We start from the raw sequence: 23,200 nt of genomic DNA, 5'->3' as shown, positions 1-23,200 counted from the left end.
CCCCGCGCTCGCCCGGGCGGGCTCTCTCCACCCCGTCCCCACGCGCCGCGGCGGGGGGCTGGACCGGGGGAACGCCCCCCGCCCCCCGCGCCCCGCCTACTCCCGTGCCGGCGATCTGAGGACCGTGGTCACCGCCGCCGTCCAGCGGACGATGGCGGTCTGACCGGCCGGGGCGGCCCGGTTCGGAAACGGCCCCCAGCGGTCCGCGGGGACCGCTGCGGCGCGGCCCCCGCGGCGGGCGGTCAGCCCGCCTGGCGGCGCTGGAAGGGGAGGTAGCGGTCGGCGCGCCGGTGCCGGGCGAGCAGGCCGGTGGACTCGACCGCGAGGATGCGGTCGAAGCGGAAGGCGCGCACGCCGCGGCGCATGCGGCACCAGCCGACGAGGTACCAGTGATCGCGGTGCACCAGGCAGGTGACCGGCTCGACCTCGCGGATCGTGACGTTCGCGCCGGCGTCGCCGTAGCAGAGCCGGACGACGCGGTGCTCGGTGATGGCGGCGGCGACCACGCGGGCGCGGTCGGAGGTGGAGGCGTCCAGGGGCGTGGTGAGGGTGGCGAGCGTGGTGGTGACCACGTCGTCGTGCGGAGCGGCGTCGAGGAGGATGTGCAGGGCGCGGCGCGCGGTGGTGGCCTGCGGGCCGGTGCCGAGGTGCGCGAGCGAGAGCGCGAGGGCGGCGATCTCCGCCGCCGTGAGCGCGGCCGGCGCGGTGGGCGCGGTCTGGGGGTGCGTCGCAACGTTCGCCATGGTTCGATCATACGTTCGAACACTGACATTTTGCAGGCCCGCGCGGGGAGTCGCCGCCTTCGCGGTGCGGCCGGGGTCCGTCGGGCGCGGTGATCGGCCCCGCGCTTGAGAAGGCGGCCTCGCATGGTGAAAACTGGCCCCGGAAACGTGCCTATTCGGGGGAATCAGGGGCGAACATGGGCCAGACGTGGATCAGCGTTGAGTGAGCCGCGCCTGGACCGGCCTCCGATGAGCCGGGACGAGGCGGACCGGGCGCTCGCGCGCCTCCGGGAGGAGAGGGAACGGATCGGCGCGGCCCTGCTGGACCTGGAGGCCCACCAGGGGTACCAGTTGCTCGAAGGCGCGGCGCTGCGGGGCGCGACGCTGCGCGTGCAGTCCGACGTGAGGTCGCGGACGGCGTCCCTGTGGCTGCTGTTCGACCTGCACGGGCGCGTCCTGTCCGCCGCCGAGGAGCTGCGGGCCCGCCACGGCAGGCCCGGTCAGGCGCAGCTCGCCGAGCTCACCCGCCTCCTGGAGGGGCCGTCGGTGGAACTGCCCGCGGCGGAGGTGCCGCTGGAGCGGCGGACGCTGCTGGCCGTCCCGTCCGGCGAGAGGCTGACGCCGCGGGCGGCGGTCGACCGGATGACGCCGCTCTACGAGGAGGTCGCGCGGGCGGTCGCCGCGCTCGACGCGGTCTGGTCGACGCTGCTGTCGCGGCTGGCCGAGGTCGAGGCCGAGCGGCGGGCGGCCGAGGAACTGATGGAGTCGGCCGGCGGCGCGGACCCCGCCTTCGAGCGGCTGCGCGACGAGCTGGAGACCGTCGCCGCGACCGTGCGCGCCGACCCGCTGGCTCTGGCGCGGGACGGCCACGCCGACACCGCGCGGCTGGACGCGATCCGCTCCGGCCTCGCCGAGGTGCGCCGCGGCCTGGAGGAGGCGGAGCGGCTGCGCGAGGGGTTCGCCGCCCGGATCCGCGGCGTCGCCGCCGTCCTGGACCTGGTGCGCGAGGCCGAGGCCGAGGCGCGCTCCGCCCGCGACGAGGTCCTCACCAAGATCACCGCGCCCGCGCTGCCGGACCCGCCCGTCTCCTCCGCCGCCCTCGCCGACCGCCTCGCCGCCGTCACCCGGCCCGGGCCGGGCGCGACCGCGCGGGGCGGCGGCTGGCGCGAGACCGCGCGGCGGGTCGCCGACCTGGAACGCGCCGCGGACGCGGCGCTGGCGCGGGCACGCGAGACCACCGGCCTGATCCGGGGCCTGCTGGACCGGCGCGAGGAGCTGCGCGGCCGCCTGCAGGCCTACCGGGCGAAGGCCGCGCGGCTCGGCCACGCCGAGGACGCCGAACTGGCCCGGTCCTACGAGCAGGCACGCGAGCTGCTGTGGACCTCTCCCTGCGATCTGCGGAAGGCCACCGTGGCCCTGAACGCGTACCAGCGGGCCGTCACCTCGCGAGCGAAGGGAGCGGACCGATGAGCCAGTGCGCGCAGCCAGGCTGCGGCGGGACGATCGCGGACGGCTACTGCGACGTCTGCGGCAACCCACCGGCGGCGCCCGCGCCCGCGCCGGCTCCGGCCGCCGCGCCGAGCGTCCCGGCCCCGCGCCCGCCCGCCGAGCGGCCCGACCAGTGCCACCAGGCCGGCTGCGCCGGCACGATCATGGACGGCTACTGCGACGTGTGCGGCTCACCGCCCGCGTACACCGCCCGCGTCCAGGCCGCCGCGAGCGCGTCCGGCGGCTCGGGCGCGTCGGCGGCCACGGGAGCGTCGGGCAGCACGGCGACCGGCAGCACCCGGACGGGCAGCACCCGCACCGGATCGGCCCGCTCCTCCGGCCGCCGCGGCATGCTCGGCGCCGGGCTCGTCGAGGTGCCGCGCGTCCCCTACCGGGACCCGTCCAGCGCGGTGATGAGCGACCCGCAGGTCGCGGAGGCCAAGCGGTACTGCAGCGGCTGCGGCGAGCCCGTCGGCCGCGGGCGCGGCGACCGCCCGGGCCGCACGGAGGGCTTCTGCCCCAAGTGCGGCGCCCGCTTCTCCTTCACCCCCAAGCTCGTCCCGGGTGACCTCGTCGGCGGCCAGTACAGCGTGCTCGGCTGCCTCGCCCACGGCGGGCTCGGCTGGATCTACCTGGCCCAGGACAAGAACGTCAGCGACCGCTGGGTGGTCCTGAAGGGCCTGCTCGACAGCGGCGACGCCGACGCGATGGCCGCGGCGGCGGCCGAGCGCGCGTTCCTCGCGGAGGTCGAGCACCCCAACATCGTCAAGATCTACAACTTCGTCCAGCACGGCGGCGACGGCTACATCGTCATGGAGTACGTGGGCGGGGAGTCGCTCAAGGACATCCTGCTGCGTCAGCCGCTGCCGGCCGGCCAGAAGCACCTGCCGCTCGCGCAGGCCATCGCCTACGGGCTGGAGGTGCTGCGGGCGTTCGAGTACCTGCACGCCCAGGGGCTCGTCTACTGCGACTTCAAGCCGGACAACGTGATCCAGTCCGAGGAGCAGCTCAGGCTGATCGACCTCGGCGGGGTGCGGCGGCTGGACGACCCGGACGGCGCGATCTACGGCACGGTCGGCTACCAGGCCCCCGAGATCGCCGACGCGGGCCCCTCGGTGTCCTCCGACCTCTACACGGTCGGCCGGGCGCTCGCCGTGCTGAGCTTCCCGTTCAAGGGCTACACCCGGGGGTTCGCCGACTCGCTGCCGCCGCGCGAGGAGATACCCGTCCTCCAGCGGTTCGAGTCCTACGACCGGCTGCTGCGCCGCGCGACGCACCGGGAGCCGACCGCGCGCTTCCAGGACGCGGCGGAGATGGCCGAGCAGCTCACCGGCGTCCTGCGCGAGGTGCTGGCGGCCGAGGACGGCGTCCCGCGCCCCGCCCCGTCCGGGCTGTTCGGCCCGGAGCGGTTCACGACGCGGATGGCGGGCGAGGCGCGGGAGGAGGCGGCGCTGCCGCCCGTCCCGCCGCCGGTCGCCGCGGCGGCGCTGCCGGTTCCGCTCGTCGACGGCGCCGACCCCGCGGCCGCGTTCGTGTCCGGGCTCGGCGCGCTGGAGCCCGCGCAGGCCGCCGAGGCGGCGGCGAACGCGCCCGAGAGCACGCCCGAGGTCAGGCTGGCGCTCGCCCGCGCCAGGATCGAGCTGGGCGCGGCCGACGAGGCCGACGAACTGCTCGACGCGCTCGCCGCGGAGCGCCCCTCCGACTGGCGGGTGGGCTGGTACCGCGCGGTCGGGCTGCTCGCGCGGGGCCGGGTGGACGAGGCCGCGCCGCTGTTCGACCGGCTGTACGGGCTGCTGCCCGGCGAGGCCGCCCCCAAGCTCGCCCTCGCCTACTGCCGCGAGCGGTCGGCGCCGCACGACGCCGTCCGCCTGTACGAGACGGTGTGGCGCACCGACCAGAGCTACATCAACGCCGCCTTCGGCCTCGCCCGCGTGCATCTGGCGGCGGGCGACCGCCGCGCCGCCGTCGCCGCGCTCGACTCGGTGCCGAAGATCTCCATCCGGTACGTGCCCGCGCAGGTCGCGGCCGTCGTGACGGCGGTGCGCGACCGTCCCCCCGCCGAGCTGACGGCGGCCGAGCTGGTCGCCGCCGGCCACCGGCTCGCCGCCCTCGACCTGGACGCCGAGCGCCGCGACAGGCTCACCGCCGAGGTGCTGGAGGCCGCGCTCGGCTGGATCCTGGCGGGTTCCGGCACGGCGGCCGGGACGCAGGGCGGCTCCCTGTTCGGCGCCGCGCTCGCCGAGGCCCCGCTGCGCCGCCTTCTGGAAGGGACATACCGGGAGCTGGCACGCCGCACCCGAGACAGGGACGAGTGCCGCCGGCTCGTCGACTCCGCCAACGCCGTACGCCCGAGGACGCTGCTGTGACCGACGACCACACCCGAGCCGACGACACCGCCGGTACCGAACCCCCCGGAACCGGCACGGCCGGGACGGACCAGGGGAAGGCGGCCGAGCTCGCCTGCCCCGCCTGCGGCGCCGTGGTGTTCGCCGAGGAGATCTTCTGCGAGGAGTGCGGGCACCGGCTCGCCGACGGCCCGCCCGCCGCGGCCGCCGGGCGCGACGGCGCCACGATCAGGCAGGAGTCCGCGCCGTCCGCCCGGCGGGCGGACCGGGCGGGCCCGTGCCCCGGATGCGGCGGGACGGCGATCGACGCCGACGGCTACTGCGAGACGTGCGGCCTGCGCCAGCCGGCCGCACGCGACCACGTCGAGATCGAGCTGCCGGCCGCGTCCGGCGGCAACGGCACCCGCCCGGTCGTCGCGGCGGGCGCGAGCGACCGCGGCCGCCGCTACAGCCGCAACGAGGACGCGTTGGCCCTCGCCGCGCACCTGTCCGGCGTCGCGGCGGTCGTGTCCGACGGCGTCGGGTCCTCGCAGCGTCCCGACGAGGCGTCCCGCGCCGCGGCCGACACCGGCCTCGGCGAACTGGTGGCGCGGCTCGACGCGGGGGAGGACGCCGAGGACGCCACCCGGCACGCGGCGCTGCGCGCGGCCGCCGCCGTCGCCGCGCTCGCCACCTCGCCGTCCGACGCGCCGTCGTGCACCTACGTGTCCGCGGTGACGCGCGGCCCGGCGGTCACGGTCGGCTGGATCGGGGACAGCCGCGCCTACTGGCTGGCCGCGGACGGGCCCGGCGGGTCCGGCGAGGACGCCGCGGCGGGGCCCGCGCCCGACGAGATCGACGGAGCCGAGGTCAGCACCGGCGACATGGCCGAGCTCGGCACGTCCCGCCGGCTCACCGAGGACGACTCGTGGGCCGCGTTCATGGTCGCCGAGGGGTCGCTGACCGAGGCGGAGGCGGAGGCGCACCCGAACGCGCACGTCATCACCGCGTGGCTGGGCGCCGACGCCGGGCAGGTCAGCCCGCACGTGGCGACGTTCCGGCCCGGCGGTCCCGGCACGCTGCTGGTGTGCAGCGACGGGCTCTGGAACTACTTCCCGGCCGCCGCCGACCTGGCGGCCCTGCTGTCCGGCCCCGGCGGCGAGTCGCCGGGCCCGGCGGCCGACCCGCTCGGCGCCGCGCGGACGCTGGTGAGCCGCGCGCTGGAGGCCGGCGGCCGCGACAACATCACCGTCGCCGTGATCCCGGTCCCCTCCCCCGGCGGCTCCGGCGGCCGCGTCCACGAGAGCATCCCCCAGAGCACGGAGGAGCCCCGATGAGGGAGCCGCAGTTCAGCATCACCGTCGACCAGAACAAGTACCTGCCCGAGGGCGGCCGCGAGGTGCACGCCATCGTGTCCGTCGAGGCGGACGCGGGCGAGGGCGCCCCGGTCCCGTCCTCGACCCGGGCGTCCGAGGTCGTCATCATCGACACCTCCGGCTCGATGTCCTTCCCCGAGACCAAGCTGCGCGCGGCGATCGCGGCCGCGCAGGTCGCGGTCGACACGCTGCGCGACGGCGTGGAGTTCGCCGTCGTCTCCGGTTCCAACACGGCCAAGATGGTCTTCCCCCGGCACCAGGGGACGGTCCCGGCGACGCCGGAGACCCGCGCGGAGGCCAAGCACGCGCTGAGCCTGCTGAGGGCGGCCGGCGGCACCGCGATCGGATCATGGCTGCGGCTGGCCGACGACCTCTTCGGCGGCCGCGACGGCATCCGGCACGCGATCCTGCTGACCGACGGCAAGAACCAGCACGAGACGGCGGAGGAGCTCGACGCGGCCCTGGCCCGCTGCGGCGGGCGCTTCGTCTGCGACTGCCGCGGCGTCGGCACCGACTGGGAGGTCGCCGAGCTGCGCAAGGTCGCCTCCGCGCTGCTCGGCGGCGTCGGCATGGTGGCCGACCCGGCCGGGCTGGTCGAGGACTTCCGCGCCATGACGGAGGCGGCGATGGGCAAGTCCGTCGCCGACGTCGCCCTGCGCGTGTGGACGCCGCAGACGGCGCGGCTCCGGTTCGTCAAGCAGGTCTCGCCGTCGGTGGAGGACCTCACCGGCAAGCGCGCGGAGTCGGCGCCGCAGGCCGGCGACTACCCGCTCGGCGCGTGGGGCGCCGAGAGCCGCGACTACCACATCTGCGTCGAGGTGCCGCCGGGCGAGGTCGGCAAGGAGCTGCGCGCCGCGTGGGTGAAGCTCGTCGTGCCGGGCGCGCCGGGCGAGGAGGCGCGCGTCGTCGCGACCGCGAACGTCCTCGCCGAGTGGACCGACGACGAGGCGAAGTCCACCCGCATCAACCCGCGGGTGGCGGGCTACACCGGGCAGGCGGAGCTGGCCGCGGCGATCCAGGAGGGCCTGCAGGCCCGCAAGGACGGCGACCTCGACACCGCGACGGCGCGGCTCGGCCGGGCCGTGGTGCTCGCGGGCGAGGCCGGCAACGACGAGATCACCGCGATGCTCCGCAAGGTGGTGGACGTCGTGGACGAGGCGAGCGGCACCGTCCGGCTGAAGCGCGACGTCAACAAGGCCGACGAGATGGAGCTCGACACGCGCTCCAGCAAGACGGTCCGGACCCGCAAGGACGAGACGGTGACCACCAGGAGGGGCGAGAGCTGACCATGGCGAGCTGCCCCAGCGGACACACCTCGCAGGCGCAGGACTACTGCGACGTCTGCGGCGAGCGCATCGAGGGCGCCCCCACCGGCGCGGCCCCCCTCCCGTCCGGCCCGCAGCCGTCGCCGGGCGGGACTCCGTGCCCCGACTGCGGGACGCCCAGCACCGACCGCTTCTGCGAGGCGTGCGGCTACGACTTCGCCATCGGCGGCGGCAGGCCCACGCCGGAACCCGCGCCCGCGGCTCCACCGGAACCCGAACCCGCGGTGCCCGTCCCGTCCGGACCGGGCACGGCGCAGCGCGGGCCGTCGGATCCGCGGCGTCCGCCCTCGCCTCCCGTGCCCGCGCCTCCCGTTCCGGCCCCTCCGGTGCCGGCGCCGCCCGTCCCCGCTCCCCCGGTCCCGGCGCCGCCCGTCCCCGCGCCGCCGGTGCCCGGGGCGGTGTGGACGGCGGTCGTGAGCGCCGACCGCGAGTACTACAGCACGGTCATCGCCGAAGAGGGCCCCGACTCGGCGTCCCTGGCGTTCCCCCCGTACGCGCCCGAGCGGCGGATCCCGCTCGCCGGGCAGCAGGTCCGCATCGGGCGGCGCAGCTCGTCGCAGCCGTCCCCGCCCGAGATCGACCTGCGCGAGCCGCCCGAGGACCCCGGCGTCTCCCACGTCCACGCGGTGCTGCTGGCGAAGCCCGACGGCACCTGGACGCTGGTCGACCCCGGCTCGACCAACCGCACCTGCGTGAACGGCTCCACCGACCCCATCCCGTACAACGTGGAGGTCCCGGTCTCCGAGGGCGACCGGATCCACTTGGGCGCCTGGACCACCATCACGCTCACCCGAGGCGAGGCGACATGACGGCCGTCCAGCAGTCCCCGCCGGCGGGGCGACCGGCCCCCGCCGCGCAGCCGTCGCCGCCCGCCCGGGACGAGGGCGCCACGCGCCCCGGGACGGGCGGCGAGGCCCCGTCCGGTCTCGCGCGGCTGCTCCCCCGCACCGTCGCGTCCCGCGTCAGGACGCTGACCGCGCTGTCGCTCGTGCTGCTGGTGGCGCTGCTCGGCGTCGGCTGGGCGGCGATCGCGAACGCCCGTGAGGGCGTGCGCGTCATCGGGCACGACGCGGGCCCGCAGGTCGTCGCCACCGGCGACCTGTACTTCCAGCTCTCCGACATGGACGCGCAGCTCGCCGACGCGCTGCTGATCGGCGACGCGGCGGGCGGCGGCCGCGAGCAGGCGCTCGCCCGCTACGACCAGAACCGCCGCAAGGCCGGCGACGCGCTGCTGAAGGCCGCGAAGCTCGCGGACGAGACGACCGAGAACAACACGGCCCGGGACCTGCTGGACGCGCTCGCCCGCTACGAGCGCCTCGCCGGGCAGGCCCTGCTGCTGGACCGGCAGTCACCGCACGCGTCCGGGCCGCCGTCGCAGAAGGTCGTCGAGCTGTACCGGCAGGCGACCGACCTGATGAAGCTGGACCTGCTGCCGAAGGCCTACAACCTGACGCTCGACAACGGCACCCTCGTCCGGCACACCTACGAGGACAAGCGCTCGGCGGTCCTCCTCGGACGCACGGGCGTCCTCGCCACGGGCCTGGTCCTCCTGGCCGTCCTCCTCGGGTTCCAGCTCTACCTGGCCCGGCGGTTCCGGCGGCTGCTCAACGTGCCGCTCGCGCTGGCGACGCTCGGCACGCTCGCTCTGGTCGCGGCCGGGACTCTCATGCTCACCGGCCAGGCGAACCATCTGCGCCAGGCCAAGGAAGAGGGCTTCGACTCGATCCTCGGGCTCTCGCGGACGCGCGCCATCAGCAACAGCGCGAACGCCGACGAGACCCGGTTCCTGCTCGACCCCGGGCGGGCCGACGCCTACGAGCAGGTCTACCTGAGCAAGTCGCAGACCGTCCTGTACCTGAAGGCCGGCAACCTGACCCAGTACAACGCGGCCGTCCAGAAGGACCTGTCCTTCGAACCCGGCCGCGTGAAGTTCCTCGGCTTCCTCGGAGCCGAGGCCGACCGGCCGGTCCAGTCGGCCCGGCAGAAGGCGCAGCTCACGGACGTCATGAACAGGGTGCTCGCCGACTACCAGAAGGTCCAGGCCAACGACCGCCGGATGCGCGACCTCGTCGACCGGGGACAGCGCGACGAGGCGGTCGCCGCCCGCGGCGCGGCCGCCGCCGACTTCACCCGGTACGACCGCTCCCTGCAGGCGCTGGTCGCCATCCACAGGAAGGCGTTCGACGAGGCCGTGAAGGACGGGGACGGAGGCACGAGCGGCTGGTACGCGGTGCTGCCCGCCGCGGGCGCCGTCATCACCGCGCTCGTCCTCGCCGGCGTGCGCCCCCGCCTGGCCGAGTACCGGTGGTCCAAGTGAGGGCGCGGAGCATCGCGGCGGCGCTCCTCGCGGCCGCGGCCGTCCTCGGCGCGGGGACGGCGTGCGGGATCGCCGACGCCGGAGAGGACTCCGTCGCCGGAAAGGACGCGCTCGTCATCGGCGTCAACGGCGACCAGCCGGGACTCGGCGAACGCCAGGGCGACGGGTCGTTCACCGGATTCGACGTCGACATCGCCAAAGAGATCGCCCGGCGGATGGGCGTGGGCCAGGGCGACGTGACGTTCAAGCGGGTGACGTCGGCGACCCGCGAGAAAATGCTCCAGGACGGCGACGTCGACCTCGTGGTGGCCAGCTATTCCATCACGCCGGAACGCAAGGTGAAGGTGTCGTTCGCGGGTCCCTACTATGTGGCCCACCAGGACATTCTCGTCCGCAGGTCCGAGGCCCGCGCCATCCGGAACATCGACGACCTGAAAGGGCGGCGGCTCTGCCGCGTGCCCGGGTCGGTGTCGTTCCCGCGCGTCCACGACGAGCAGGGCGTCGCCGCGCTCCCGGTCGAGGCGAGCGGGTACGCCGGCTGCCTCACCGCGCTCACCGGGGGCCGGCTCGACGCGGTCTCGACCGACGACCTGATCCTCGCGGGCCTCGCGGCGAAGGCGGCCGGCGGCGGTCTCACGCTCGTCAACGCCCCGTTCACCGACGAGCCCTACGGCGTCGGCATCAGGAAGGGCGACGTCGACGGCTGCGAGGCGGTCAACAAGGCGATCACGCGGATGTACCAGGACGGCACCGCGCCGCGGCTGCTGGACAAGTGGTTCCGCCCCGCCGGGTTGAAGGCCACCACCACCGTCCCGCAATTCGAGGGCTGCGTCTGAGAATTCGTCACCCAGCGCACGGAAGGCGTCACGGAATGGCACGGGAAGAACAGGTGAGACCGGCCGGTCATGGAGATCAGTCGGTTACGTAAGTTCCGGTCGGCGCGCGTGATCGTAAGTTATGGTCGCGATCAAAAGCCGTTCCGGTAATCACCGTCACGCCCGAGGAGTGCAATGACGACGGTCATCCTGGTGGTGATGTGCGTCGTGGTGGGGGCGCTCGAACTGTACGCGGGCAAGCAGAGCCGGGACCAGGCCCATGCCTTCACCCGCCGGATCGACGAACTGAACGACCAGGTGACCAAGCAGAACAACGTGCTGGTCACCGTCGGCGAGCAGCTCACCGCGGAGCTGTCGCGCGTCAAGCAGGACGTGCTGCCCGCGCTCGACACCCGGCTCCGGCAGAACACCGGGCAGGTGGAGGAGCTCGCGGGCCTCGTCCACCAGGCGGACGACTACCTGCGGACCCAGGCGGGAAGGCTGCACGAGCTGGAGCAGCAGCGCATCACCCTCGCCGCGCTGCGCCGCAAGCTCGGCGAGGTCGAGACGTCGGTGCGGGCCGCCACCGGGGCGGGCGGCGGGGCCGTGGAGGGCAAGGTCGAAGCGGCGCTCGACCGGCTCGCGGACCTGGAGCGCGGCGGCGAGGAGATCCTGGAACTGCAGCGCACCCTCACCCGAACCCTGGAGGACGTCGAGGACGTCGTCGCCGAGCTGCTGCGGTTCACCGAGGGCGAGCTCGACGACACCGTCACGGCGGCGCTCACCGGACGCCCCCGCCCCCACGGCGACGCCGTCACCGCGACCGGGCGCCTGTGGACGCGCGACGAGGAGCTGGAGGACATCCTCGGCGACATGTACGAGCGGTGCGTGCGCGCCAGCCGGCTGGCCGTCCGGTTCCGCACGTCCGAGGGCTCGAACGGCACTCCCGGCTCACCGGAGCGCCGCCGCTACTTCCTGGGCGGGCACGCCAGCGAGGACCTGGCGGGCGTGTTCAGCGCCCTGCTCATCTCCGCGGGCGCCGGCGCCCGGTCCGGCAACGGCCTGTCCGTCGGCGAGGCCAGGCGGGGCCTCGCGCGGGTGGAGCCGGGCGTCCCGGCGGGGGTGGAGCCCGCGCGCGGGCCCGAGGACGAGGCGGCCCTCAAGTCGCTCCTGCGGACGCTGGCGGAGTGTTCGGGCGCCGTCGCGCAGATCGGCCCGCTCATGGCCGTCCGGACGCGCGACGAGCTGCTGTGCGCGGTGCTGACGGCCGCGCAGTCGCTGGAGCTGGAGAGCGACGAGGTGTTCTGGGACCCGGCCGCCGCGAGCGTCCGGCTGCGGCGGCTGCCGTCCCATCAGCTGTGGGACCTCACCGGCTGGGCCACCGCCCCGTAGGCCCGCACGGAACGTTCCGCGGGGCCGCCGATGCGCACGTAGAGGGGGCAGCGCAGGGCGCCGGTCCGCGGGTCGGCCTCGACGCACAGGCCGATCCCGGCGGCGCGGTCGAGGAACACCGCGTTCTCCACGGCCCGCGCCCCGCGCACCGCGTACGGGACGGAGTCGGCGTCGCCGGTGTCGACGAGCTCCTCGAACGTCAGCCTCCGCGCGAACCGCATCAGCACCGCGGCGTCGACGACGCGGCTCCCGATCGCCGCCGACGGGCCCGCGACGACGATCCCGAAGCTCGGGTCCTCCCGGCCCCGCACGTAGATCTCCCGGTCCGGCTCCAGGCCCCGGCGGCGGTCGGGGACCTGCACGCCGAAGCCGGCGTCGCCGTTCAGGTACGCGGGCGGCCCGAAACCCGCCGGCGGCGCCCCGTCCCGGACGCGCAGCGCGCCCGCGGGCATCTCCCAGCCGGGCAGGTAGACGCCGAGGCCCCTCAGCAGCAGCCGCCAGATCGGACGTCCGGTCACCTCGGGCGCGAAATCGCCGCCCGGCCGGCCGGGCTCCCGCGGATTCTCGGCGTCGCCGTCCATGACGACCATGATCGGCGAACGGATCCGCGTCCGACAAGGCCCCGTGCGGAGCCGTGGCCCTTACCGTGCGGCCCCTGCACCTCCGGTGCCGCGTCGGCTACGGTTGTCCCACCCGGATCATGACGAGGACACGCCGTGAATCTGCAGGACATGATGGTGCACCGCGACACCTCGTCGCGGACGGTCGACAAGTATCTGATGTCCTACGAGGGCCGTGTCATCGCGGTTCGGCGGCATCCGGCAGTCCTGCTGCTGCCGGTCGGGGTCGTCGTCGCCGGGCTCATCGCGTGCGGCGCGGCGAGCGCGGTCAGCGGGCAGGTCTGGATCTGGGGGCTGTGGCTGATCGCGGTCTGCTACCTGGCCTGGAAGGTGATCGCCTGGTCGGTCGACTTCTTCCTCGTCACCGAGCACCGGGTGATGGTCGTCAACGGCGTCCTCAACCGCAACGTCGCGATGATGCCGCTCGCCAAGGTCACCGACATCGCGCTGAACCGCTCGGTGCTCGGGCGGGTCTTCGGCTACGGCGAGTTCGTGATGGAGTCGGCGGGCCAGAAGCAGGCGCTGCGCAACGTCGGTTTCATGCCGTACCCGGAGCAGTTGTACCTGGAGGTCTCGTCGGTCATCTTCGGCACGGTCGAAGAGTCGCCGGACTGATTTCCGTTCAGGAGTCGAAGCCGAGGCCCATGCGGTCGAGGGTGCGGAGCCAGAGCCCCCGGCGCCCAGCGTTGCGGTCGGCGCGGGCGATCTCGCGCCGGGTCAGCTCGATGACGCCGTAGCGCAGCGGCTCGGGCGGGAACGGGACGGGCTTGGAGCGCACCATCGCCAGCCGTGTCCGCTCGGTCTCCTCACCGGGCGCGAGACCGACCCCCAGGAGGTCGAGCATGACGTCGGCTCCGAAGCGGGTGGCGCCGACACCGAGGCCGGTGTAGCCCGCCGCGTACGCGAGCCTGCCGTCGTAGGCCGTCCCGTAGAAGGCGCAGAAGCGGCTGCACGTGTCGATGACGCCGCCCCAGGCGTTGGTGAACCGCACACCCTCCAGTTGCGGGAACGTCGCGAAGAAGTGCCGGGCCAGAGTCGCGTACGTGGAGGGGCGCCGTTCCAGCGCGGGACGCATTCCGTTGCCGAAGTGGTAGACGGCGTCGTAGCCGCCCCACAGGATGCGGTCGTCGGCGGTGAGCCGGTAGTAGTGGAACTGGTTGGCGCTGTCGCCGAGCCCTTGCCGGTGCCGCCAGCCGATGGACGCGCGCTGTGCGGGCGTGAGCGGCTCGGTGACGAGCGCGTAGTCGTACACCGGGACGACGTAGTTGCGCAGGCGCCGAAGGATCGGCGGGAAGGCTCCGGTCCCCAGGGCGACGTGCCGGGCGGTGACCGTCCCGAGCGGGCGGGGCGCCCGGTCGCCCCGCCGCGGGGGCGCGGCGGCCGTCAGCCGGAGCCCGCGGGCGTCGGTGCGCGGCGCCGTGACGCGGGTGTTCTCGAAGACGCGGACCCCGAGGGCGCGGCACGCGTCCGCCAGGCCCCAGGCGAGCTTGGCCGGATGCACCATGGCGACGGCGTCGCGGTCCCACAGGCCCGCCAGGTAGGTGGGCGAGTCGACCTCGGCGCGGACCGCCTCCGCACCGAGCATGATCGGTTGCCAGCCGTGCTCGTAGGCCTTCTCCGCCGCCTCCTGGAGCGCGGGCACCTGCCACTCCTCGGTGGCGACGCTCATCTCCCCCGTCGGCTCCCACTCGGCGTCGATGCCGTGGCGGGTCAGCGTCTCCGCGATGGCGCGCAGGTTGTCCCAGCCGAGGCGTTCGAGCGTGTGGGCGTCGTCCGGCCAGCGCCCGAGGCCGTTCTCCAGGCCGTGGGTGAGGCTGGCGGCGCAGAACCCGCCGTTTCGTCCGGACGCGGCGGCGCCGATCCGGCCGGCCTCCAGCACGACCACGTCCAGGGACGGGTCGCGCTCCTTGGCGAGCAGGGCCGTCCACAGGCCGCTGTAGCCGCCGCCGACGACGGCGAGGTCGCACGTCAGCGTGCCGGACAGCGCCGGACCCGCCTCGGGGCGGGCCGGGTCCCCGAGCCAGAACGGCTCGGGGGCGGCGTCGGCGAGCGCCCCGGCCACGTTCGCGTTCATGCTCGCGTTCGCGCGCGGGCGCTGCGCCGCGCCGACACCACCGCGATCAGCACGCCGACCGCGAAGATGATCGTCCCCATCACGTTGACCTGCGGCGGCGTCCCCGTCCTGGTGGAGCCGTAGATCCACAGCGGGAACGTGACGGTGGCGCCGCTGGTGAAGTTGGTGATGACGAAGTCGTCGATGGACAGCACGAACGCCAGCAGCGCCCCCGCCAGTACCCCCGGCATGATCATCGGCAGGGTGACCAGGCGGAACCGCGTCCACGGGCCGGCGCCGAGGTCCTGCGCCGCCTCCTCCACCGCGGGGTCGAGCCCGACGACGCGGGCCCGGACCGTCACGGCCACGAACGCGATCGAGAACATCACGTGCGCGAGCAGGATCGTCAGGTAGCCGCGCGGCAGGTTGAACGTGACGAACATCGACAGCAGCGACGCGCCCATCACGATCTCCGGGCAGGAGATCGCCATGAACAGCACGAGGTTCGTCGAGCCCTTGCCGCGGAACCGGTACCGGCCGAGCGCGAGGCCCGCGAACGTCCCGATGACCGTGGTGATCAGCGTGCTGAGCAGCGCGATCGTCAGAGAGTTGACGACGGCCGCGGTGAGGTCGCTCTTGTCGAACAGGTGCGCGTACCAGCGGAGCGTGAAGCCCTGCCACTCGAAGTTCTGCTTGCTGCGGGTGTCGTTGAACCCGAACAGGATCATGATCGCGATCGGCAGGATCAGCCACGCGATCAGCACGAGGGTGTAGAGGTGCAGGCCGGAGATCCGGCGCCGGGGCGCGCGCCGCCGCGGGGTCTCGGCGGGCGCCGCGGGGGCCTTGGTGTGCGTCGTCATCGTCCCGCCGCCTCCAGGACGTCCTGCGTGCCGAGCGTGCGCGCGTAGGCGAAGATCCCGACGAGCAGGATCGCCATCAGCGCGAACGACAGCGCGGACGCCGTCGGGTAGGCGCTGTTGTTGAAGTACTCGGTCTGGATGACGTTGCCGATCATGGTGTTCTGCGGGCCGCCGAGCACCTCGGCGTTGACGTAGTCCGACGACACCGGCACGAACGTCATGATCACGCCGGCGAAGACGCCGGGCAGCGACAGCGGCAGGATGACCCGGAGGAACGCCTGCGCGCGGCTCGCGTACAGGTCGTAGGCCGCCTCCACCACGCGCGGGTCGATGCGTTCGAGCGCCACGTAGATCGGCAGGACCATGAACGGCAGGAAGTTGTAGGCGAGCCCGGACACCACCGCGACGCCGGTGTCGAGGACGTGGAAGCCCTCCGGCAGGACGCCGTGGTCGCGCAGCGGCCCGAGGACCGGCCCGTTGTCGGTGAGGACGAGCTTCCACGACACCGTCCGCAGGATGAACGAGACGAAGTACGGAAGCAGCAGCAGGAACAGGTACGTCGACTTGGCGCGCCCGCCGCGGAACGCGATCCAGTACGCGGCCGGGTAGGCGAGCACGATGCACGCGACCGTCGCCAGCAGCCCGTACCAGAGCGACCGGACGAACTTGTCGCCGTAGGTGCTGAGCCCGTCGGTGTAGTTCTGCCAGTGCAGCGTCTGCTGGAAGCCGTCGATGAGGTTCCCGGTCTGCAGCGACAGGGACACCATCAGCACCATCGGGACGAGGAAGAACGCCGCCAGCCACAGCCCGCCCGGAAGGATCATCAGGTACGGCGCGAGCCGTCCCCGCACCCCGCCCATCACGAGCCCTTGGAGATCGGCTCGAAGATCTTCTGGTACTCGGTCTCCTCCGCCTGCGTGAGCCGCCGGTAGTGCCGCAGCCGGGCCAGGTCGGCCTGCGACGGGAAGATCAGCGGGCTGGTGCTGAGCCGGGTCAGGTCCTTCTTGTCGTCGCCGCCCGCCTGCTCGGCCTTCTGCGCGAGGAGCTTCTGGGTGGCCGGGATCGGCGGCATGTAGTTGATGAACTCGGTCAGCGGCGCGTTGTTCTCGGGAACGTAGAGCCAGTTCATGAGGGTCAGCGCGTCCACCGGGTTCTCGGCGGTCTTCGGGATGCACAGGTTGTCGGTCCAGATCGTGCCGCCCTCCTTGGGCACCACGAACTTCACGTCCGGGCTCGTCAGGCTGTACACGTCCCCCGACCACGCCATGGTCATCCACACGTCGCCCTTGCTGACGGCGTCGACGTAGTCCTGGCTGTAGTACTTGCGGACGATGCCCTTGTCGCGCTGCTCGCGCAGCTTGGCGGCGGCCTTCTCCCAGTCCGCCTTCGTCGACTTCTCCGGGTCGATGCCGAGCAGGAACATCCCGAAGTTCCCGAGCTCCTGCGAGTCGCCCATCATGCCGACCTTGCCCTTGTACTTCGGGTCGAACAGCTGGGCGATGCTGGTGATCTCCTCCTTCACGTACTTGGTGTTGTACGCGATCCCGGTGACCCCCGACTCGTACGGGATCGTGAAGGCGTTGCCCGGGTCGTAGGACGGGTTCTTGAACGAGGGGCCCACGTTCGCCTGGAAGTTCGGCAGCTTCGACAGGTCGAGGGGCGCCAGGTAGCCGAGCTGGCGGCACTGCTCCAGCTGGATCCCGTTCGTCATCACCATCAGGTCGAAGCCGATGGACTGCCCGGCGGCCAGCGGGGCCTGGATCTTGCCGAACCACGGGCCCATCTCCTGGATGACCTCCTTGTAGGTCACCTTGACGCCCGTCTCCTTCTCGAACGCCTTGATGGTCTCCCGGTCGTCCTGCATGTAGCCCGGCCAGTTCGCCCAGTTGAGCCTGCCGCTCTTGGCCTTGTTCGCCCAGTACTTCTCGACGTCGCTCTGGGTGACCTTCTCCTTGCCGCCCTGCCCCTTCACCCCGCACGCCGACAGCGCGAGCCCGGCGCCCGCCGCGCCCATCAGCCTCAGGACGTCGCGGCGGTCCGGGCCGCCCGCGCCGGAGCGCGCCAGGCGCGGCCTTGTGAGTCCGCGGAGGAAGGCGGGGTCGAACTGGCTCATTGCGGGGCTCCAATGGCGTACGAGTGGCGCGGATCCCACGACAACCAGACGCTGTCGCCGCGCACGGCGATGTCGTCGGCGGACGTCGCGTTCTGCAGGAACACGACGACGTCGGCGCCCGCGGAGGTGGTGATGTTGTAGTTCGTCGACGTCCCGAGGTACACGACCTCGGTCACGGTCCCCCGGACGGCGCACTGCCCGTCCCCCGGCCTGTCCAGCCCGATCCCGATCTTCTCGGGGCGGACGGTGAGCTCCACGCGCTCCCCCGCGACGGCCTCCCGGCCGTGGCGCATCGGGACCTCGATCCGGCCGTCGGGGCCGTGGGAGAGCACCGCCCCGCCCGGCCCCGTCCCGGTGACCTCCCCCTCCAGCAGGTTGGACGTGCCGATGAACCCGGCCACGAACCGCGTCGCGGGATGCTCGTAGATCTCCCGCGGCGTGCCGAGCTGCTCGATCACCCCGTCGTTCATGACGGCGATGCGGTCCGACATCGTCAGCGCCTCGCCCTGGTCGTGCGTCACGTACACGAACGTGACGCCGACCCCCCGCTGGATCCGCTTCAGCTCGACCTGCATCGCCTGGCGCAGCTTCAGGTCGAGGGCGCCGAGCGGCTCGTCCAGCAGCAGCGCCCGCGGCTCGTTGACCAGCGCCCGGGCCAGCGCGACCCGCTGCTGCTGGCCGCCGGACAACTCGGCGGGACGGCGCTTCTCCCGTCCCGCCAGGTCGACGATCTCCAGCATCTCCCCCACCCGCCGCGTGATCTGCGCCTTCGGAACGCCGCGCCGGCGCAGGCCGAACGCGACGTTCTCGAAGACGCTCATGTGGGGGAAGAGCGCGTACGACTGGAACACCATGTTCACGTCGCGCCTGTTGGGGGGCACGTCCGTGACGTCCTGCCCGCGCAGCCGGACCCGCCCCGCCGTCGGCTCCTCGAAGCCGGCGATCATGCGCATGGTCGTCGTCTTGCCGCATCCCGACGGGCCGAGCAGGGAGAAGAACTCCCCCTCCGCGATCGACAGGTCGACGCCGCGCACCGCCGCCACGGTCTCGCCGTAGGCGTGGTAATCCTTCTCGACTCCCGCGAGTTCGATCGCGGGGACCGCGACGGCCGGATCGTCGCGCGCCGCGGCGGGTTGGGTCTCGGTCATGGGCGGGACTTCCTTCACGGGCTCCGGTCGGCGGCGCTCAGCCGCCGATGTAGTGCATGACGTGCTTGACGCGGGTGTAGTCCTCGATTCCGTACATCGACATGTCCTTGCCGTAGCCGGAGTGCTTGAAGCCGCCGTGCGGCATCTCCGACACCAGCGGGATGTGGGTGTTGACCCACACGGCGCCGAAGTCCAGTGCCTTGCTCATGCGCATGGCGCGGCCGTGGTTCTGCGTCCACACGCTGGCGGCGAGGCCGTACTTGACGCCGTTGGCCCACTCCACGGCCTGAGCCTCGTCCGAGAAGCTCTGGACGGTGATGACCGGGCCGAAGACCTCGTTCTGCACCATCTCGTCGTCCTGCTTGAGGCCGCCCACGACGGTCGGGGCGAAGAAGTAGCCGCGGTCCCCCACGCGCTCGCCGCCGGTGAGGACCTTCGCGTGGCTGGGCGCCCGCTCGATGAACCCCTGGACGCGCTCCAGCTGGTTCGCGTTGTTCACCGGCCCGTAGAAGGCGTCGGCGTTACTGGGAGGCCCGACGACCGTCCCCTTGGCGGCCTCGGTGAGCGCCTCGGTGAACTCCCCGTGCAGCCGGTCGGCGACCAGCACGCGGGTGGCCGCCGTGCAGTCCTGGCCCGCGTTGAAGTACCCGGCCTCGGCGATGCCCGTCGCCGCCGCCTCGACGTCGGCGTCGTCGAACACGACCACCGGCGCCTTGCCGCCGAGCTCCAGGTGCACCCGCTTGAGGTCCTTGGCCGCCGACGCGGCGACCTCCATGCCGGCCCGCACGCTCCCGGTGATCGACACCATCTGCGGCGTCGGGTGCTCCACCAGCGAGCGCCCGGTGCCGCGGTCGCCGCAGATCACGTTGAAGACGCCCGGGGGCAGGAACTCGGCCGCGATCTCCGCCAGCATCAGCGTGCTCGCCGGGGTCGTCTCGGACGGCTTGAGCACCACGGTGTTGCCCGTCGCCAGCGCCGGCCCGATCTTCCAGATCGCCATCATCATCGGGTAGTTCCAGGGCGTCACCTGGGCGCACACCCCGATCGGCTCCCGCCGGATCGAGGAGGTGTGGTCGGCCATGTACTCGGCGGACGCCTTGCCCTCCAGCACCCGGGACGCGCCGGCGAAGAACCGGAGGTTGTCCACCATCGGCGGCACCTCCTCGTCCAGGGTCATCTGGACGGGCTTGCCGGTGTCCCGGCTCTCCGCCCTGACGAGGTCCTCCGCCCGCTTCTCGACCGCGTCCGCGAAGCGCAGCATCGCGAGGCTCCGCTCCCCCGGCGTGGCGTCGCGCCAGGCGGGGAACGCGTCGGACGCCGCACGGAACGCGGCGTCGACGTCCTCGGCGCCGGACACCGGCGCCTCCGCGTACGTCTCGCCGGTGCTGGGGTCGACCACCTCCAGCGTCCGCCCGTCCTTGGCGTCGACGTATTCTCCGCCGATAAAGTTGCGCAGCCGCTCGCCGCTCATCCTCAGGTCCCTCCTGGGCGCCGTCGCCCGTTGTGTCCTGTTGGCCCGACCCTTACAGAGGAGTCCGTCCAACACAAGTGATTCCGTTGTTACGATCGAATTTCACGACTGATTCACTTGGCCCAGAGGCCTCACACCCTCGATGCCGCAGCTAGGAGAACCGGATGGAACGGGCAGCCCGCGTCCAGCTCGACGAGACCGCCAAGCAGATCATCGAGCAGCTCCAGCAGGACGGCCGCCGCTCCTACGCCGCCATCGGCAAGGCCGTGGGCCTCTCCGAGGCCGCCGTGCGCCAGCGCGTGCAGAAGCTCCTCGACACCGGCGTGATGCAGATCGTCGGCGTCACCGACCCGCTCATGCTCGGCTTCCACCGCCAGATGATGATCGGCGTCAGGTGCGAGGGCGACCTGGAGAAGATCGCCGACGAGCTCGCCGCCCTGGACGAGATCGACTACGTCGTCATCACCGCGGGTTCGTTCGACATCCTCCTGGAGCTCGTCTGCGAGGACGACGAACGTCTTCTGGAACTTCTCGGCCGTATCCGCGCCGTCCCGGGCGTCGTCTCCACCGAGAGCTTCGTGTACCTCAAACTTCGCAAACAGACCTACTCCTGGGGAACCCGCTGACTCCGCCGGACACCGCCGATTCTCGTTCTCAGAGGGGATGTCCTGGCAACTCCTCGCGGCGTACTTTGAAAGGCCGCAAGGAAGGAGACCGGCCATGCCCGAGTCGGTTCGCCAGGACCTTCCGGCCGATCCCGCCGACGATCACATCACCTTCCGTACCACCGCGGAGCAGTTTCTCGTGATCCGCGCGGCGGCCGAGCTGATCGGCTGGTCGGTCACCGACTTCGTCCTGTCAGCCGCCCTGGACCGCGCCGAACGCGACCTCTACGAACACGCCGCGGCGCAAGAGGCGGCAGAGCCCGCCCCCGACCCGATCCCTCCCTACACGGCCCTGCTGCTGGCCCTGTCCTGACCCACCCTGAACAGACGAAGCCCACACGCTGACGTCCCTCTCCGGCGGCGGTCGAACACAACCACCAGACGACCGCCGCCACCAGGGCAACCAAACCGCCCAGCCCACCCATGATCAACACTCCCATTCCACTCAGCCACTCTCAAACGCAAGCACTACCGGCAACCAGCGCTCCCAGAACAGCACCAGCAAAACCAGCCCAACCACCAGGCACCAATCACGGCCGGCCACACGTAGACCGACCCACCACCGGCAGAAACCCAACCCACCCAACCGCCACCATGAGCGAGTCGCAGCCAACCGACCCCAGAGAACCCCCAGAGCGCAACACCTCCTAGCGGCCAGCCATCACCAGCAGGAGTTCAGAGTCGTCACCGCCAAGAGCTAATCGCGGCCAGACGAGCCTCAGAAAGCACACAGAACGACCAACAACTCTCAGCGACCAGCACCGGCCGGAGCCGAGGCCGATCACCGCCAGGCACGGTGCGGGAGCACCCGAGCACGGCTCGTCCTTGAGGCCCCGGCCGCGAACCAGAGCGCTCGCCTGCTGGGTGGCGCCGACCTCGCCTTCGGAGCCATCGATCACATCAGGCCGATGTGCCGTTGCCTGCGGGTGGGGCTGGAGAATAGGGGGATGGGTGAGGCTGTGAGCAAGGCATGTCTGTTCTGCGAAATCATCAAGGGAGAGCGGCCCGCGCACGTCGTGCTGGACGCACCGGACGCGATGGCGTTCCTCGACACCCGCCCTCTCTTCAAGGGCCACACGCTGCTGGTCCCCCGGACGCACTACGAGACGCTCACTGACCTGCCCGAGGACCTTCTAGGCCCGTTCTTCGCGCAAGCCCAACGCCTTGCGCAGGCGATGGAATCCGTCCTCGAAGCAGCCGGCTCGTTCGTCGCCATGAACAACCGGATCAGCCAGAGCGTCCCCCACCTGCATGTACATGTGGTTCCACGCAACCCGAAGGACGGCCTCCGCGGCTTCTTCTGGCCACGCCAGAAATACGCCTCCGACACCGAGGCCGCCGCCTACGCAGCCCGCCTCTCAAAAGCCCTAACCACCCCCACCTAACCCACCCCCCAACAACCCCCACCCCACCACCGGCACCCAACGCACCACCGCACCGCACCGCACCGCACCGCACCGCACCGCACCGCACCGCACCGAGCAGCATCAAACGACTGCGCCAAACCTTCACGACCCGCGCTCCGCTGCGCCGGGGTTGTACCACAAGCCCCTTGCCGTACTTGCGGACCCACTCGGGGTGCTTGCGCGCGCGCGGGCCTCGTGGGCCAGCAAAGCAATCTGAGTGCGGTTGTCCAGGGCGAGCATGGCCAGGACGCTGGAGACGTGCGCCCTGCCCTCTAGCCCACCACCATCGACCGCCCACCATCGGCGGCGCCATTGCCGAGACCGGCACTAATTCCAACCGCGTCGTCCAGATCCGCGTCCGAGAACGCCGTCGACTGATCCTCACCACAGCCCACCCGTCGACGAACCCGACGACGACCAGGGCACCGCGCGCTCGCACCCCGCGACGGCCGACCTGGCCACGTGCCCCCAGCACGGGACGCCGACGACCCGGGGCCGCGCGCCCCGGCCGCGAAAGCCGAGGGGTTCTGCGCATAGTGCTGGCTCACCGTCAGGCCACGTCGAGGGCCTACCAAAGGTCGGCCAGCAGTCCCAAGCCCCGCCAGCCCCAAGCCGCCTCAGCACTTCAGACAACGTCAGCGCCCCAAACCGCGTCAGGCCACGCCAACCCAGCAGCGTGTAGGGGCTACAGGCCCCCTAAGCGCGCCAACCGGACTGCACACCACGCCAGGGCAACGCGCCAGGTCCCAGACCACCCACCACGCCAACCGAGCTGCACACCGCATCAAGGCACCGTGCGGGCTCGCAGGCCACTCAAGCGCGCCGACCGGGCCGCACGCCACGTCAGCACAGCTGCGGGTAGAGGCCGGAGTCCACCCAAGCGCGCCAGCCGGGCCGCACGCCGCGTCATCAAGCCCATCGCTGAGGTACCCCACAGTCCTTCGGTGCCAGACGTCGCCCTGCGGAACGGCTCCGCAGCGATCGGCGCTGCGAGCAACGGCTCGCAGACGAAGGCATGTCAGGGGCCGCCGGGCTTCGCTATCGAAGACTGGGCCTTCCTGGCCTGCTGGTGCACGCATGAGGTCGCTTGACACACACCCGTGAC

Annotated in this window: 20 protein-coding genes; 12 read left to right on the top strand and 8 right to left on the bottom strand. The window is 72.6% G+C overall.

Annotated features, from left to right (window positions below; translation table 11 throughout):
* Nucleotides 1–242: 242 nt before the first annotated feature.
* The gene (locus AB0C69_RS15285; RefSeq protein WP_345175077.1) at nt 243–743 is read right to left on the bottom strand and encodes a WYL domain-containing protein; all 501 of its coding nucleotides are present in this window, start codon (nt 741–743) and stop codon (nt 243–245) included.
* Nucleotides 744–941: 198 nt separating this feature from the next.
* Between AB0C69_RS15285 and AB0C69_RS15280 the strand changes: the two genes are divergently transcribed.
* The 8 genes from AB0C69_RS15280 (at nt 942) to AB0C69_RS15245 (ending at nt 11,759) form a co-directional block, all read left to right on the top strand.
* Nucleotides 942–2,192 (top strand): hypothetical protein, encoded by a 1,251-nt coding sequence (locus AB0C69_RS15280; RefSeq protein ID WP_360353825.1) that lies wholly within the window; start codon nt 942–944, stop codon nt 2,190–2,192.
* Nucleotides 2,189–4,576: a tetratricopeptide repeat protein gene (locus AB0C69_RS15275; protein ID WP_360353823.1), complete on the top strand. Its 2,388-nt coding sequence runs from the start codon at nt 2,189–2,191 to the stop codon at nt 4,574–4,576. The genes AB0C69_RS15280 and AB0C69_RS15275 overlap by 4 nt, the downstream gene beginning before the upstream one ends.
* Nucleotides 4,573–5,871 (top strand): protein phosphatase 2C domain-containing protein, encoded by a 1,299-nt coding sequence (locus AB0C69_RS15270; RefSeq protein ID WP_360353821.1) that lies wholly within the window; start codon nt 4,573–4,575, stop codon nt 5,869–5,871. The genes AB0C69_RS15275 and AB0C69_RS15270 overlap by 4 nt, the downstream gene beginning before the upstream one ends.
* Nucleotides 5,868–7,196 (top strand): VWA domain-containing protein, encoded by a 1,329-nt coding sequence (locus AB0C69_RS15265; protein ID WP_353834531.1) that lies wholly within the window; start codon nt 5,868–5,870, stop codon nt 7,194–7,196. Before AB0C69_RS15270 ends, AB0C69_RS15265 begins: the two co-directional genes overlap by 4 nt.
* A 2-nt stretch (nt 7,197–7,198) precedes the next feature.
* Nucleotides 7,199–8,044: an FHA domain-containing protein gene (locus AB0C69_RS15260; RefSeq protein ID WP_360353818.1), complete on the top strand. Its 846-nt coding sequence runs from the start codon at nt 7,199–7,201 to the stop codon at nt 8,042–8,044.
* Nucleotides 8,041–9,552 (top strand): hypothetical protein, encoded by a 1,512-nt coding sequence (locus tag AB0C69_RS15255; RefSeq protein WP_360353816.1) that lies wholly within the window; start codon nt 8,041–8,043, stop codon nt 9,550–9,552. The genes AB0C69_RS15260 and AB0C69_RS15255 overlap by 4 nt, the downstream gene beginning before the upstream one ends.
* Complete coding sequence (locus tag AB0C69_RS15250; protein ID WP_360353814.1) at nt 9,549–10,388, top strand: glutamate ABC transporter substrate-binding protein; 840 nt, start codon at nt 9,549–9,551, stop codon at nt 10,386–10,388. Before AB0C69_RS15255 ends, AB0C69_RS15250 begins: the two co-directional genes overlap by 4 nt.
* 174 nt (nt 10,389–10,562) lie before the next feature.
* Nucleotides 10,563–11,759 carry a hypothetical protein gene (locus AB0C69_RS15245; RefSeq protein WP_360353812.1) on the top strand — a complete coding sequence of 399 codons (1,197 nt, stop codon included), beginning with the start codon at nt 10,563–10,565 and terminating at the stop codon, nt 11,757–11,759.
* Here AB0C69_RS15245 and AB0C69_RS15240 read toward each other — a convergent pair.
* Nucleotides 11,720–12,340, bottom strand: a complete 621-nt coding sequence (locus AB0C69_RS15240; protein WP_345175059.1) for a hypothetical protein — start codon at nt 12,338–12,340, stop codon at nt 11,720–11,722. The genes AB0C69_RS15245 and AB0C69_RS15240 overlap by 40 nt on opposite strands.
* 135 nt (nt 12,341–12,475) lie before the next feature.
* On the opposite strand from AB0C69_RS15240, the gene AB0C69_RS15235 reads away from it, so the two are divergent.
* Nucleotides 12,476–12,994 carry a PH domain-containing protein gene (locus tag AB0C69_RS15235; protein WP_345175058.1) on the top strand — a complete coding sequence of 173 codons (519 nt, stop codon included), beginning with the start codon at nt 12,476–12,478 and terminating at the stop codon, nt 12,992–12,994.
* A gap of 7 nt (nt 12,995–13,001) precedes the next feature.
* On the opposite strand, the gene AB0C69_RS15230 is transcribed toward AB0C69_RS15235, so the two are convergent.
* From AB0C69_RS15230 to AB0C69_RS15205, 6 genes are read right to left on the bottom strand one after another with little or no spacing between them, the layout of a single operon-like run.
* Nucleotides 13,002–14,453 (bottom strand): FAD-dependent oxidoreductase, encoded by a 1,452-nt coding sequence (locus AB0C69_RS15230; protein ID WP_360353809.1) that lies wholly within the window; start codon nt 14,451–14,453, stop codon nt 13,002–13,004.
* Nucleotides 14,450–15,292, bottom strand: coding sequence for an ABC transporter permease (locus tag AB0C69_RS15225; RefSeq protein ID WP_345175056.1), 843 nt, complete (start codon nt 15,290–15,292; stop codon nt 14,450–14,452). The genes AB0C69_RS15230 and AB0C69_RS15225 overlap by 4 nt, the downstream gene beginning before the upstream one ends.
* Nucleotides 15,289–16,152: an ABC transporter permease gene (locus tag AB0C69_RS15220; protein ID WP_345175054.1), complete on the bottom strand. Its 864-nt coding sequence runs from the start codon at nt 16,150–16,152 to the stop codon at nt 15,289–15,291. The genes AB0C69_RS15225 and AB0C69_RS15220 overlap by 4 nt, the downstream gene beginning before the upstream one ends.
* Nucleotides 16,152–17,405, bottom strand: a complete 1,254-nt coding sequence (locus AB0C69_RS15215; protein ID WP_360353806.1) for a spermidine/putrescine ABC transporter substrate-binding protein — start codon at nt 17,403–17,405, stop codon at nt 16,152–16,154. Before AB0C69_RS15215 ends, AB0C69_RS15220 begins: the two co-directional genes overlap by 1 nt.
* Nucleotides 17,402–18,553, bottom strand: coding sequence for an ABC transporter ATP-binding protein (locus AB0C69_RS15210; RefSeq protein WP_345175048.1), 1,152 nt, complete (start codon nt 18,551–18,553; stop codon nt 17,402–17,404). Before AB0C69_RS15210 ends, AB0C69_RS15215 begins: the two co-directional genes overlap by 4 nt.
* Nucleotides 18,554–18,590: 37 nt before the next feature.
* Nucleotides 18,591–20,024 carry a gamma-aminobutyraldehyde dehydrogenase gene (locus tag AB0C69_RS15205; protein ID WP_360353804.1) on the bottom strand — a complete coding sequence of 478 codons (1,434 nt, stop codon included), beginning with the start codon at nt 20,022–20,024 and terminating at the stop codon, nt 18,591–18,593.
* A gap of 164 nt (nt 20,025–20,188) precedes the next feature.
* Between AB0C69_RS15205 and AB0C69_RS15200 the strand changes: the two genes are divergently transcribed.
* The 3 genes from AB0C69_RS15200 to AB0C69_RS15190 all read left to right on the top strand — a co-directional run bounded on the left by AB0C69_RS15200 (nt 20,189) and on the right by AB0C69_RS15190 (nt 22,074).
* On the top strand, nt 20,189–20,650 hold the full coding sequence (locus AB0C69_RS15200; protein ID WP_345175044.1) for an Lrp/AsnC family transcriptional regulator: 462 nt from the start codon (nt 20,189–20,191) through the stop codon (nt 20,648–20,650).
* Between the two features lie 94 nt (nt 20,651–20,744).
* Nucleotides 20,745–21,002, top strand: a complete 258-nt coding sequence (locus AB0C69_RS15195) for a DUF1778 domain-containing protein (RefSeq protein ID WP_185023107.1) — start codon at nt 20,745–20,747, stop codon at nt 21,000–21,002.
* 634 nt (nt 21,003–21,636) lie between these two features.
* Nucleotides 21,637–22,074, top strand: a complete 438-nt coding sequence (locus tag AB0C69_RS15190; protein ID WP_360353801.1) for an HIT family protein — start codon at nt 21,637–21,639, stop codon at nt 22,072–22,074.
* The last annotated feature ends 1,126 nt before the right edge of the window (nt 22,075–23,200 follow it).

This window comes from Actinomadura sp. NPDC048032, assembly GCF_040653175.1.
Classification (GTDB): domain Bacteria; phylum Actinomycetota; class Actinomycetes; order Streptosporangiales; family Streptosporangiaceae; genus Spirillospora; species Spirillospora verrucosospora.
This window is presented reverse-complemented; position numbering and strand designations above follow the sequence as displayed.

Coding starts and splice junctions, on each gene's coding strand:
- AB0C69_RS15265 (WP_353834531.1), top strand. CDS start 5,868: ATGAGGGAGCCGCAGTTCAGCATCACCGTCGACCAGAACAAGTACCTG.
- AB0C69_RS15230 (WP_360353809.1), bottom strand. CDS start 14,453: ATGAACGCGAACGTGGCCGGGGCGCTCGCCGACGCCGCCCCCGAGCCG.
- AB0C69_RS15260 (WP_360353818.1), top strand. CDS start 7,199: ATGGCGAGCTGCCCCAGCGGACACACCTCGCAGGCGCAGGACTACTGC.
- AB0C69_RS15240 (WP_345175059.1), bottom strand. CDS start 12,340: ATGGACGGCGACGCCGAGAATCCGCGGGAGCCCGGCCGGCCGGGCGGC.
- AB0C69_RS15205 (WP_360353804.1), bottom strand. CDS start 20,024: ATGAGCGGCGAGCGGCTGCGCAACTTTATCGGCGGAGAATACGTCGAC.
- AB0C69_RS15220 (WP_345175054.1), bottom strand. CDS start 16,152: ATGGGCGGGGTGCGGGGACGGCTCGCGCCGTACCTGATGATCCTTCCG.
- AB0C69_RS15255 (WP_360353816.1), top strand. CDS start 8,041: ATGACGGCCGTCCAGCAGTCCCCGCCGGCGGGGCGACCGGCCCCCGCC.
- AB0C69_RS15195 (WP_185023107.1), top strand. CDS start 20,745: ATGCCCGAGTCGGTTCGCCAGGACCTTCCGGCCGATCCCGCCGACGAT.
- AB0C69_RS15275 (WP_360353823.1), top strand. CDS start 2,189: ATGAGCCAGTGCGCGCAGCCAGGCTGCGGCGGGACGATCGCGGACGGC.
- AB0C69_RS15285 (WP_345175077.1), bottom strand. CDS start 743: ATGGCGAACGTTGCGACGCACCCCCAGACCGCGCCCACCGCGCCGGCC.
- AB0C69_RS15190 (WP_360353801.1), top strand. CDS start 21,637: ATGGGTGAGGCTGTGAGCAAGGCATGTCTGTTCTGCGAAATCATCAAG.
- AB0C69_RS15225 (WP_345175056.1), bottom strand. CDS start 15,292: ATGACGACGCACACCAAGGCCCCCGCGGCGCCCGCCGAGACCCCGCGG.
- AB0C69_RS15215 (WP_360353806.1), bottom strand. CDS start 17,405: ATGAGCCAGTTCGACCCCGCCTTCCTCCGCGGACTCACAAGGCCGCGC.
- AB0C69_RS15210 (WP_345175048.1), bottom strand. CDS start 18,553: ATGACCGAGACCCAACCCGCCGCGGCGCGCGACGATCCGGCCGTCGCG.
- AB0C69_RS15200 (WP_345175044.1), top strand. CDS start 20,189: ATGGAACGGGCAGCCCGCGTCCAGCTCGACGAGACCGCCAAGCAGATC.
- AB0C69_RS15245 (WP_360353812.1), top strand. CDS start 10,563: ATGACGACGGTCATCCTGGTGGTGATGTGCGTCGTGGTGGGGGCGCTC.